This window comes from Streptomyces sp. NH27 (genome assembly GCF_056859195.1).
This window is the reverse complement of the sequence record NZ_JACEGK010000242.1, coordinates 1-11,359: the sequence shown is the minus strand read 5'-3', so window position 1 is coordinate 11,359 and position 11,359 is coordinate 1. Positions and strand designations below refer to the sequence as shown.

Genomic DNA, 11,359 nt, shown 5'->3' with positions numbered 1-11,359 from the left:
GTGGGACCCCACCGAGAGCCTCGCGCCCGACTGGAACGTCGCTCCGACCAAGGACGTCCACGTCATACTCGACCGTCCTGTGCGGGACTCCGGTTCCCCCGATCCGGTCCGGCAGCTGCGGCCGCTGCGCTGGGGCCTGGTGCCGTCCTGGGCGAAGACCCCCGACATCGGGGTGAAGATGATCAACGCCCGCTCCGAGACCGCCGCCGAGAAGCCGTCCTTCCGCCGCGCGCTCACCGCCCGCCGCTGCCTGATACCCGCCGACGGCTATTACGAGTGGGTGACCGGCACCCAGGAGCGCCGGCTCGAGGAGGAAGGCCGCAAGAAGCGCCCCCGCAAGCAGCCGTACTTCGTCACCCCCGCCGACGGTTCGGTCTTCGCGATGGCCGGGCTGTACGAGTTCTGGCGTGACGGCACCCTGCCCGAGGGCCACCCGCGCGCCTGGTGGACCACGTGCACGGTGCTCACCGCCGAGGCCGAGAGCACCGACCTGGCGGGATACGACGGCACCGGCCCGCGCGCGCTCGCCGACATCCACCCGCGGATGCCGCTGATGATGACCCCCGACCGCTGGAACGCCTGGCTGGACCCGGGCACCACGGACCCCGACGTGTTGCAGGACCTGCTGTCCGCCCCTCCCACCGGTCTGCTGCGCGCCCACCCGGTCGGCACCGCCGTCAGCAACGTGCGCAACAACGGGCCGGAACTGGTGACGGAGCTGCCGGCGCCGGAAGAAGAGATGCTCTTCTGATCTTCCGGAGTCGTTCGAGGGGTGCGGCATCCCCGATGGTCGTCAGTCGTCCGAGCGCCGCGACAGCTCTGATAGCCATCCGAGGGGTGCGGCTCTTCCGAAGCCGGATCGAGGGTGGGCCGTCGGCCGGCCCGGCCGGGCGCGCTCGACGCGGCTCCGGCCCTTCGGCGGCCTCACCCGGGCGTGGCTTCGGGAGTGCCGTTCCCCGCGCCGCCCGAGGGCTCTGGCAGGCTTGGCGGGGTGCATACGCCTGACGCCGAACTCGTCGACACTCCAGCGGGCCGGGCCCGGATCACCTGGCACCGGCCCGCGGGCCGGGCGCGCTGCGTGCTGGCCCTCGGGCACGGCGCCGGCGGCGGCATCACGGCCCATGACCTGGCGGCACTGGCCGCCGCGCTGCCCGCGCGCGAAGTGAGCGTGGCGCTGGTCGAGCAGCCCTGGCGGGTCGCCGGGAAGAAGATCGCACCGGCGCCCAGGACCCTGGACACCGGATGGACCGCGGTGTGGCCGCGGCTGGCCGCGCCCGGGCTGCCGGTGGTGGCCGGCGGGCGCAGCGCGGGGGCCCGGGTGGCCTGCCGTACCGCCCGCACGCTGGGCGCGGCCGCGGTCCTCGCGCTGGCGTACCCGCTGCATCCGCCGGGCAAGCCGGAGAAGTCGCGCTTCGAGGAGCTGGCGGGCGCCGCCGCCGTACTGCCGCTGCTCGGGGTGCAGGGCGGCGCCGACACCTTCGGGCGGCCCGGGGAGTTCCCGGCGGACCACCGGCCGGTGGAGGTGCCCTACGGCGACCACGGCTTCACGGTGCCCAAGCGGGCGCCGGTCACCCAGGAGGCGGCACTCGACCTGCTGACCGAAACCGTCGCGGAATGGCTCGCCGGGCTGGGGTTCGCCGCCCCGGCGTGAGCGGTCTCCACCCGCCGTGGTAGGCCGAGCGGGCCGAGTTCTCCTTCCCGGGAATGACGACAGCGCGCGCGCTGTTGTGCGTGGCGACAGGGACCGCGCTGGCGGTGCCACACAGGGTGAGAGAGGCAGCCGCATGGTTTCAGCCGCATGCCGGTCACGCGAGGAGGCCGCCGCACAGGTGAGCGCGCAGGTCGCGCCGCTCAGCGCCGGTCAGGCCGCCGCTGCGCCGTATCTGGACTGGACCCGGTGGCCGGAGGAGGACCGGGGCAAGGGCGCGACCGGCACGTCCACCACCCGTGCAATATCCTCCCAAGCGGGCGGGTCCACTTCTGGGCGCGCCGGCGTTATCGAGGAGGTGGGTCCGGTCACCGGCACCGACGACAGCACGGCGAGCACCGCGGGTGCGTCCGGTTCGGGGGTGCCACCCGTGCCTACGGCCACAGGGGCGGCACAGGAGACCGAAACGCAGCGCAGTGCGCGTTTCGAGCGGGACGCGCTTGAGTTCCTCGACCAGATGTACTCGGCCGCGCTGCGGATGACCCGCAATCCGGCCGACGCGGAAGACCTGGTGCAGGAGACCTACGCGAAGGCGTACGCGTCCTTCCACCAGTTCCGCGAGGGCACCAACCTCAAGGCGTGGCTCTATCGCATCCTGACCAACAGCTTCATCAACTCCTACCGCAAGAAGCAGCGCGAGCCGCTGCGCAGCGGCTCGGAGGAGATCGAGGACTGGCAGCTGGCGCGTGCCGAGTCGCACATGTCGACCGGCCTGCGCTCCGCGGAGTCCCAGGCGCTGGACCATCTGCCGGACTCCGACGTGAAGACGGCGCTCCAGACCATCCCCGAGGAGTTCCGTATCGCGGTGTACCTCGCCGATGTCGAGGGCTTTGCCTACAAGGAGATCGCGGACATCATGGGTACTCCCATCGGCACCGTGATGTCGCGGCTGCACCGCGGGCGTCGCCAGCTTCGCGAACTGCTTGAGGACTACGCCCGGGACCGCGGGCTGGTTCCTGCGGGCGTGGCAGATGAGAAGGGCGCGGATTCATGAGCTGCGGAGACGCACATGAGACGGACTGCTCCGAGGTGCTCGACCACCTCTACGAGTATCTCGACGACGAGATGTCCGACGATGCCTGCACCAAGTTCAAGGAGCACTTCGACGAGTGCCACCCCTGCTTGGAGAAGTACGGCCTGGAAGTCGCGGTCAAGAAGCTGGTGAAGCGCTGCTGCGGCTCCGACGACGTACCGAGCGACCTGCGTTCCAAGGTGATGATGCGGATCGAGCTGGTCCGGCGCGGCGAGGCCGTGCCCGAACAGGACGCGCTCAGCGCCGAGATCACCACGACCGAGGCTCCCTCCGCGTGACGGCCGGGCCGGTCCGCCACTCCGGCCCGCGCACCGCCGAGGCGCGTCGCGACTTCCGGAACGCGCCTCGCCCGCCCGAACTCCCGGCCCCATGAGGGCCTGGGCACCTACCACTTGACCGCCCGGACGCCGTCAAGCCGCTCGGCCGTACATCACTCATACGGGTGAGCGGTGGTGCCCCCTTCCGGCGTAATGGCCGCAAAGTCCTCATTGGCGCCCGCTACGGCCCTATCCTCCTGAGTCTCGTACACCTTCGTACGGACAGGAGGCTGTCGCCGTGTCACCCGCGCACCGCCGTTCGCAGCCGCCCGCGGTCTGCTGGGGTCCAGCCTGCGCCCGCCGGGTCCGGCAGGAGGCACAGCAGGCGACCGTACGGGCGCTGCTACAGGCCCTGGAACTCAAGGACCCCTACACCAGGGGCCACAGCGAGCGGGTCGGCGCGCTGGCCGCGCTCATCGCCCGCGAACTCGGCGCGCCCGCGGCCCGGGTGGAGTCGGTACGGCTCGGCGGCACCCTCCACGACATCGGCAAGCTCGCGGTGCCCACCGAGCTGCTGCGCAAGAACGGTCCGCTCACGGACGAGGAGCGCCGAGTGGTCCAACTCCACCCGGCCGACGGCGACGGGGTGCTGCGCGGCATCTCCGTGCTCGGCGAGGCCCGCGCCGCGGTTCTGCACCACCACGAGCGGATCGACGGCACCGGGTACCCGTACGGCCTGCGGGGCGGCCGGATTCCGGAGGCGGCCAGGATCGTGGCGGTGGCCGACGCGTTCGACGCGATGACGTCCACCCGTACCTACCGCCCGGCCCGGCCGGACGCGCCCGCGCTGGCCGAGTTGCGGCGGTGCGCGGGGACGCAGTTCGACCCGATGATGGTGGAGGCGCTGGCGGATGCGCTGGCGGCGCGGCCACGGTTCACGGTGCCCGCGGTGCCCGCAGCGCCTGTCGTACCCGGCCTGGTGGCCGTACGTGACGTATCCGACGCAACTGGTGCACCGATCGAACCGGCTGAGCCGGCGGAGCCGGTCGCAACGGCACGTTTCCGGCCGCTGCCGGCGCTGTGCGGGGCAACCGCGGTGGTCGAGGGGCCCCTGCTGGCCAGGGTGCCCGCGCACCCTCCGACCTGGGCATGGTTGGATGCCGGTGCGAAGGGCAAGGGAGTCGGGTGAGGCCCGCGTTCCGCGAGCGGCGGGCTCGGGCTGAGACAACGGCCAGAATGTGCAAGGTTGGTGTCGTACAGGGTGGTACGGGCCGCATCGGGCCGACCGGCTGAGCGGGCAGGCGGGATACGACGTTGAAGATCTTCGGAAGAGTGCGGCACCGGCCGTCGCCCACGTGGCGCCAGGCCACCGACCGGGCGTTCACGCTGATCGACGACGGTCGCTACGAGGACGCCGGGGCGCTGCTCACCCGTGCCGCCGATCTGGAGCCCTGGCTCTCCGAGTCCTGGTACAACCTCGCGCTGCTGCACAAGTTCCGGCACGACTGGGCCCAGGCCCGGATCGCCGGGCTGCGCGCGGTCGCGCTGCTGGACCGCCCGGTCGGCGCCCCCGACTGGTGGAACCTCGGCATCGCCGCCACCGCGCTCCAGGACTGGCCGCTGGCCCGCCGCGCCTGGCAGGCGTACGGGCTGCGGATGCCGGCCGGGACCGCGGAGCGCACCGGCGAGGAGTCGGTACGGCTGCCGCTCGGCAGCGCCGCGGTGCGGCTGTCCCCGGAGGGCGAGGCCGAGGTGGTCTGGGGCCGGCGGCTCGACCCGGCCCGGATCGAGGTGCTGTCCATCCCGCTGCCGTCGTCCGGGCGCCGCTGGGGCGAGGTGGTGCTCCATGACGGCGTGCCGCACGGCGAGCGGGCCACCGAGCGTGGCTCCGGCTCCTCGGTCTACCCGGTCTTCGACGAGATCGAGCTGTGGGCGCCGTCGCCCGTACCGACCTGGCTGGTGCTGCTCGAAGCCGGTACCCAGGCCGACCGCGACGCCCTGGAGCGGCTGGCCGCCGAGGCCGGCTACGCGGCCGAGGACTGGTCGTCCTCGGTCCGGCTGCTGTGCCGCACCTGTTCCGAGAGCCGGATGCCCACCGACGACGGCTCCTCCGCCACGCGTGACCCCCACGACCACGGCGAACCCGGGCACCCCGGCCATCTCAGCCACCTCAGCCCCGCCGGGGAGGAGCCGGGCTGGACCCCCGAGCGGGAGTGCGGCGTCGCCGCCCCGGCCGGCCTGGTCCGCGGCCTGCTGGAGGGCTGGGTGGCCGACAGCCCCGACACCCGGGACTGGCGGGATCTCGAAGAGGTGTGCTGAGCGTCGAAGGGGTGTGCTGAGCCCGAAGCGGTGTGCCCGGCAGAGGTGTGTCGGGTGTCACGACGGCGGCATCGCGGCCTTGCGCGGTCCCGTACCCTGGGAAGGATCACTTACAGGTTCCGGGAAGGCGTACGGCGGAGATGTCCCAGCAGCACACCGAGCAGCAACTCGACCTCGTCGACGACGTGACCGACGCGGCGGATCGCGAGTTGGCCCACCGCGAGCGCGGCACCGTCCGTCCGATCACGGTGGTCGGCAACCCGGTCCTGCACCGCGAGTGCAAGGACGTCACCGCCTTCGACGACAGCCTGCTCGCCCTCGTGGACGACATGTTCGCCTCGCAGCGCGCCGCCGAGGGGGTCGGCCTCGCCGCCAACCAGATCGGCGTCGACCTCAAGGTCTTCGTCTACGACTGCGCCGATGACGACGACGTCCGCCACGTCGGCGCCGTCTGCAACCCCGTCCCGGTCGAACTCCCCGCCGACCGGCGCCGCCTCGACGACTCCAACGAGGGCTGCCTCTCCGTCCCCGGCGCCTACATGGAACTCGCCCGCCCCGACTACGCCGTCGTCCGCGGCCAGGACCTCCAGGGCAACCCGGTCGTCCTCCAAGGCACCGGCTACTTCGCGCGCTGCCTCCAGCACGAGACCGACCACCTCTACGGCCGCCTCTACATCGACCGCCTCTCCAAGCGCGACCGCAAGGACGTCATGCGTCAAATGGCCGAGGCCACCCCGAAGTTCGAAACGGTCCCCAACGACTGACGTCGGATGTTCAGCGGTTGATGCTCTGGTCCTCGCGCACCATGACCTGGAACTGCTTGCTCGACTGGCCGTTCGGCAGCCCCGGGGCGCTCGGCGGGCCGTCAGGGTTGGCGGACGGGGTCCAGGTGACCTCCCACACGACCGACGCCTTCAGCTGGTAACCGCCGTTCGGCGACGCCTTGTTGTAGGTGACGTTGCACCCGGCGTCCTTGGTGTTCACGCTGTACTTCCCGCCCGACGCCTTCAGGTCGTACGTACAACTCTGCGGGTCCGCGTACTCCGTCCCGGCGTCCACGGTCAGCCGCACGGGCACCGCTGAGGTGGTCGCCGCCACATGGATACCGAAGTCCGGGTTGTCCAAACTCGCGGTCACCCACACCTTCGGCAACGCCTTGTCGAAGGCGATCTCCGTATCCAGGTTCACGAGTTGGTTCTGGGCGACGGGGCGCAGCGTGATATCGGGCTTCGGCAGAATCGTGTCGTTGAACGCGAGCCCCGCGAGTGTTTTGGGGTCGATGGTGGGAATGTCGGGCGTGGACGGCTGGTCGGGGGTGATCCACGTCCACGGGTCGAGGGCGGCGCAGGAGTCGGCATTGCTCGCGTCCGGGGTGATCAATTGATACCAGGCGCCTTTGTCGCCCTTGTGGAAGTCGTCCGCGCCGTAGGTGTTGCCCATCGTCCCCCACGCCGATTCTGCGGACCTGTAGTTGCTGTTGATGTAGTCCGAGAACTGCGTCGGAGTGAACTCGGGTTCGTACCAGCACGGCGGAGGTGACCAGTTGGAGGTCGCGGGCGCGGTCATCTGCACCCCGGGGCCGTTGTAGCTCTTTTGGTAGTGCACCTGGGATTGGATCTTCCCAGGCGCTCTAGGCGTGCTGGGTGGCGGCGGTGTGGACGAGCCGCCTGGCAGGTCGCCCACATCGGCGCTGCTGGGCGCAACCGACAGGAGCACTCCACAAGTTGCCATCAGCACGGTGGCAAATGCACGTTGAGCAATCCTCAAAGCTGGCATCGCGCTGCCCCCCGCTGAGAGACGTAAGTCGCTGTCTGCCACGTCCCGTCTTTTGCCTTGCGCATCAGGGAGGTATGGAAGATGTAGCTGTTGGCCGAGGGCGTGGTGGTGACGACCTTGCCGGTCCTGGTGTCCTTGTCGTAGAGGTAGCGCTGGTCTTCGCAGAACGTCACACCTGCGGTTTTGCTGCCGATGGTGACTTTGCGATCGTAGTAGTGGACTGTGCCCGTGATCGTGTGGTGGTTCTTCTTCATTGTGTCGATCGACTCGCTCCACGTCTCGACGGCATCCTCGATGAAGTAGTGCGTGAAGAGCGGAAGGTTCTTGTCCGGCTTGGTAACAGCGACGTAGGCGGCGTCCAGTCCGTACCCCTGGTCCCTCAGTACGGCGTCCTTCGTCTTGTCGCCCGTGGTGTCCGGGTCGACGATCACCTTGACGTCGCTCGGGAAGTCGAACTTGGGCGCGCCAGGGTCCGCCGCAGGCGTCGTCGGTGGGGCCGTTGTCTGCGACGCAGTCGTATCACTGGGGGTCGGGCTCGACGCGATCTTCTTGTCGTGGCCGCCGCCGCAGGCGGTGAGGAGGAGGGCTGTTGCGGCGAGGGTGCCCGCGGCAGCGCTGAGCTTGGTTCGGGGTGCCATTGTGTTGCCAGTCTCCCGTTGTCAGTGTGTGCAGACGTGACGGGAGTGATGGGCGGGGCCGCGCCGAGGAGTTGGTGTGTGCAGAGCCCCCCCGGGCCGGTCCCCCTTCACGGTGGCCACGTTCTGCAAACGTTCGGTGCCCTACGTTAGCTGTCGTCACGCGGTGCAGTCCACGACGGGAATGACGGGAATGCGGTACGTACGACTGTGGGCCCGGGGTCGGCGGAGGATGCCGGGTCCGGGCCCACAGGGGGAAGAGGGAAGAGGTGGGGGTCAGAAGTCCTCGTCCAGGGCTACGGTGCCCTCGACGGCGATCTGGTAGGCGGAGGGGCGGCGCTCGAAGAAGTTGGTGAGTTCCTGGACGCCTTGGAGCTCCATGAAGGAGAACGGGTTCTCGGAGCCGTAGATCGGGGGGAAGCCGAGGCGGGTCAGGCGCTGGTCGGCGACGCACTGGAGGTACTCGCGCATGGAGGCGGTGTTCATGCCGGGCAGGCCGTCGCCGCACAGGTCGTGCGCGAAGAGGAGTTCCGCCTCGACCGCCTCGCGCATCATGTCGGTTACCTGGTCGCGCAGTTGGGGGTCGAAGAGCTCGGGCTCCTCCTTGCGTACGGTGTCGACGACGTCGAACGCGAAGGACATGTGCATGGTCTCGTCGCGGAACACCCAGTTGGTGCCGGTGGCCAGGCCGTGCAGGAGGCCGCGGGAGCGGAACCAGTAGACGTAGGCGAAGGCACCGTAGAAGAACAGGCCCTCGATGCAGGCGGCGAAGCAGATCAGGTTGAGCAGGAAACGGCGGCGGTCGTCGCGGTTGTTGAGGCGGTCGACGGTCTCCACGGAGTCCATCCAGCGGAAGCAGAACTGGGCCTTCTCGCGGATGGAGGGGATGTTCTCGACGGCGGCGAACGCGGCGGTGCGGTCGTCGGGGTCGGGCAGGTAGGTGTCCAGGAGGGTCAGATAGAACTGGACGTGGACGGCTTCCTCGAAGAGCTGGCGGGACAGGTACAGCCGCGCCTCGGGGGAGTTGATGTGCTTGTAGAGGGTGAGCACGAGGTTGTTGGAGACGATGGAGTCGCCGGTGGCGAAGAACGCCACGAGCCGCCCGATGAGGTGCTGTTCGGCCGGGGAGAGCTTGGCGAGGTCGGTGACGTCGGAGCGGAGGTCGACCTCCTCGACGGTCCAGGTGTTCTTGATGGCGTCGCGGTAGCGCTCGTAGAAGTCGGGGTAGCGCATCGGGCGCAGGGTGAGTTCGAAGCCCGGGTCGAGCAGGTTCTTCACGACGCGATCGGTCTGCCGGCTCGCGGTGGTGTCGGTGGTCATTACTGGCATGCCTCGCAGGACTCGGGGTTCTCAAGGGAGCAGGCGATCGCGTCGGCGTCGGCGATCACCGGCACGGCGGCGGATGCCGGGGTGGCGGGTGCCGGTGCGGCGGTCGTGGAAGAAGCGGAAGAAGCGGAAGAAGCCGCGCGGGCGATCCGGGTGGCCGGCCGCGACCGCAGGTAGTACGTGGTCTTCAGCCCCCGCTTCCACGCGTAGGCGTACATCGAGCTGAGCTTCCCGATCGTCGGCGTCTCCAGGAACAGGTTCAGCGACTGGCTCTGGTCGAGGTACGGCGTACGGTCGGCGGCCAGGTCGATCAGCGCGCGCTGTGGCAGCTCCCAGGCGGTGCGGTACAACTCCCGTACCTCCGCCGGAATCCAGTCGAGGCCCTGGATCGAGCCGTTGGACTCCCGCAGTGCCTCCCGGGTCCGCGTGTCCCACAGGCCCAGGTGCTTGAGGTCGGCCACCAGGTAGGAGTTGACCTGGAGGAACTCACCGGAGAGCGTCTCGCGCTTGAAGAGGTTGGACACCTGCGGCTCGATGCACTCGTAGACGCCGGAGATGGAGGCGATGGTCGCGGTCGGGGCGATCGCGAGCAGCAGCGAGTTGCGCAGGCCGGTGGTGGCGATACGGGCGCGCAGCGCGGTCCAGCGGTCCGGCCAGTGCGGGGTGGCGCCGAAGTGGTCGGGGTGCAGCACGCCGTCGGAGGTACGGGTCTGGTCCCACGCCGGCAGCGGGCCGTTGCGCTCGGCGAGGTCGCAGGACGCCTCGTAGGCGGCGAGCATGATCCGCTCGGAGATCTTCGTGGACAGCGCGCGGGCCGCCTCGGAGCCGAAGGGGAGCCGGAGCCGGAAGAAGACGTCCTGGAGGCCCATGATCCCCAGACCCACCGGGCGCCAGCGGGAGTTGGACCGGCCGGCCTGCTCGGTCGGGTAGAAGTTGATGTCGACCACCCGGTCCAGGAAGGTGACCGCGGTGTGCACGGTACGGTCCAGCCGCTCCCAGTCGATGACGTCCGTGCCGGCCGCGCCCTCCGTGCTGCCCGCGCCGTCCGGGCTGCCGGCCGTACGCTCCTGCGGGGCGATCACGAACGCGTTCAGGTTCACCGACCCCAGGTTGCACACGGCCGTCTCGGAGTCGTCGGAGACCTCGAGGATCTCGGTGCACAGGTTCGAGGAGTGCACGGTGCGTCCGGGGCGGGCGGTCTGGTTCGCGGTGCGGTTGGCGGCGTCCTTGAAGGTCATCCACCCGTTGCCGGTCTGCGCGAGGGTGCGCATCATCCGCCCGTACAGCTCGCGGGCCGGGATCGTACGGTGGGCCAGGCCGGCCGCCTCGGCGCGGCGGTAGGCGGCGTCGAAGTCGGCGCCCCACAGATCGACCAGCTCGGGGACGTCGGCGGGGGAGAAGAGAGACCAGTCCGCGTCGGCGTCGACCCGGCGCATGAACTCGTCCGGGACCCAGTGCGCGAGGTTGAGGTTGTGGGTGCGGCGGGCTTCCTCGCCGGTGTTGTCCCGCAGTTCGAGGAACTCCTCGATGTCGGCGTGCCAGGTCTCCAGGTAGACCGCGGCGGCGCCCTTGCGGCGGCCGCCCTGGTTCACCGCTGCCACCGAGGCGTCGAGGGTCTTCAGGAACGGCACGATGCCGTTGGAGTGCCCGTTGGTGCCGCGGATCAGCGAACCGCGGGCGCGCACCCGGGAGTAGGGGATGCCGATGCCGCCGGCGTGCTTCGAGAGGCGGGCCACCTCGTGGTAGCGGCCGTAGATGGAGTCCAGCTCGTCACGCGGGGAGTCCAGCAGGTAGCAGGAGGACATCTGCGGGTGGCGGGTGCCGGAGTTGAAGAGGGTGGGGGAGCTGGGCAGGTAGTCCAGCGCGCTCATCAGCCGGTACAGCGCGGTGACTTCCTCCACCGCGCGGGTACCGATCTCGACGCGGCCGCCGGGCGCGGTGCTGCCGTCGTCCTCGGCGAGGCCCGCGGCGACCCGCAGCATGAAGTGCTGCGGGGTCTCGATCACCTGGCGGGTGATCGGGTGCCGCAGCAGGTAGCGGCTGTGCAGGGTGCGCAGGCCGAAGTAGCCGAAGCGGTCGTCGGCGCGGTCGGCGAGCGCCTGGTCGACCAGCGCGTCCAGCCGGGCCGCGTGGGCGGCGACGAAGGCGGCGGTGCGGTCGCCGATCAGGCCCTCGCGGTGGCCGACCGCGATGGAGGTGGTGAAGGAGACCGCGCCCTGGCCGGCCGCCTCCTCGGTGATCGCCGCGCTCAGCAGGCGGGCGGCGAGCCGGGAGTACGCCGGGTCCTCGGAGATCAGCCCGGCGG

At 70.3% G+C, this 11,359-nt stretch carries 10 protein-coding genes and 1 pseudogene; 7 read left to right on the top strand and 4 right to left on the bottom strand.

Going from position 1 to position 11,359, the window contains the following annotated elements; translation table 11 throughout:
• The 7 genes and pseudogenes from AC13HU_RS20380 to def form a co-directional block, all read left to right on the top strand.
• Positions 1 to 751: SOS response-associated peptidase (locus AC13HU_RS20380; protein WP_483043338.1), on the top strand; the 751-nt coding region annotated here is incomplete at its 5' end.
• Positions 752 to 991: 240 nt separating this feature from the next.
• Entirely contained in the window at positions 992 to 1,651 is a 660-nt protein-coding gene (locus tag AC13HU_RS20375; RefSeq protein ID WP_483043337.1) for an alpha/beta hydrolase family protein, read from the top strand.
• 418 nt (positions 1,652 to 2,069) lie between these two features.
• Complete coding sequence (locus AC13HU_RS20370; protein ID WP_483043339.1) at positions 2,070 to 2,702, top strand: sigma-70 family RNA polymerase sigma factor; 633 nt, start codon at positions 2,070 to 2,072, stop codon at positions 2,700 to 2,702.
• Positions 2,699 to 3,019, top strand: a complete 321-nt coding sequence (gene rsrA / locus AC13HU_RS20365; RefSeq protein ID WP_483043336.1) for a mycothiol system anti-sigma-R factor — start codon at positions 2,699 to 2,701, stop codon at positions 3,017 to 3,019. Before AC13HU_RS20370 ends, rsrA begins: the two co-directional genes overlap by 4 nt.
• 304 nt (positions 3,020 to 3,323) lie before the next feature.
• Positions 3,324 to 4,187 (top strand): annotated as a pseudogene (locus AC13HU_RS20360) (HD-GYP domain-containing protein); the annotation flags it as partial.
• 125 nt (positions 4,188 to 4,312) lie between these two features.
• Positions 4,313 to 5,317 (top strand): tetratricopeptide repeat protein, encoded by a 1,005-nt coding sequence (locus AC13HU_RS20355; protein ID WP_483043335.1) that lies wholly within the window; start codon positions 4,313 to 4,315, stop codon positions 5,315 to 5,317.
• 140 nt (positions 5,318 to 5,457) lie between these two features.
• Positions 5,458 to 6,081, top strand: coding sequence for a peptide deformylase (gene def / locus AC13HU_RS20350; protein ID WP_483043334.1), 624 nt, complete (start codon positions 5,458 to 5,460; stop codon positions 6,079 to 6,081).
• A gap of 10 nt (positions 6,082 to 6,091) precedes the next feature.
• Here def and AC13HU_RS20345 read toward each other — a convergent pair whose 3' ends face one another.
• The 4 genes from AC13HU_RS20345 to AC13HU_RS20330 all read right to left on the bottom strand — a co-directional run.
• Entirely contained in the window at positions 6,092 to 6,922 is an 831-nt protein-coding gene (locus AC13HU_RS20345) for a hypothetical protein (RefSeq protein WP_483043333.1), read from the bottom strand.
• Between the two features lie 158 nt (positions 6,923 to 7,080).
• On the bottom strand, positions 7,081 to 7,731 hold the full coding sequence (locus AC13HU_RS20340) for a hypothetical protein (protein WP_483043332.1): 651 nt from the start codon (positions 7,729 to 7,731) through the stop codon (positions 7,081 to 7,083).
• Positions 7,732 to 8,004: 273 nt separating this feature from the next.
• Positions 8,005 to 9,048, bottom strand: a complete 1,044-nt coding sequence (locus tag AC13HU_RS20335; protein WP_483043331.1) for a ribonucleotide-diphosphate reductase subunit beta — start codon at positions 9,046 to 9,048, stop codon at positions 8,005 to 8,007.
• A partial coding sequence (locus tag AC13HU_RS20330) for a ribonucleoside-diphosphate reductase subunit alpha (RefSeq protein WP_483043330.1) occupies positions 9,048 to 11,359 on the bottom strand: 2,312 nt, incomplete at its 5' end. The genes AC13HU_RS20330 and AC13HU_RS20335, both read right to left, overlap by 1 nt.

Bases quoted from the DNA above. Each gene is read 5' to 3' on its own strand.
- rsrA (WP_483043336.1), top strand. From the start codon at position 2,699: ATGAGCTGCGGAGACGCACATGAGACGGACTGCTCCGAGGTGCTCGAC.
- def (WP_483043334.1), top strand. From the start codon at position 5,458: ATGTCCCAGCAGCACACCGAGCAGCAACTCGACCTCGTCGACGACGTG.
- AC13HU_RS20340 (WP_483043332.1), bottom strand. From the start codon at position 7,731: ATGGCACCCCGAACCAAGCTCAGCGCTGCCGCGGGCACCCTCGCCGCA.
- AC13HU_RS20335 (WP_483043331.1), bottom strand. From the start codon at position 9,048: ATGACCACCGACACCACCGCGAGCCGGCAGACCGATCGCGTCGTGAAG.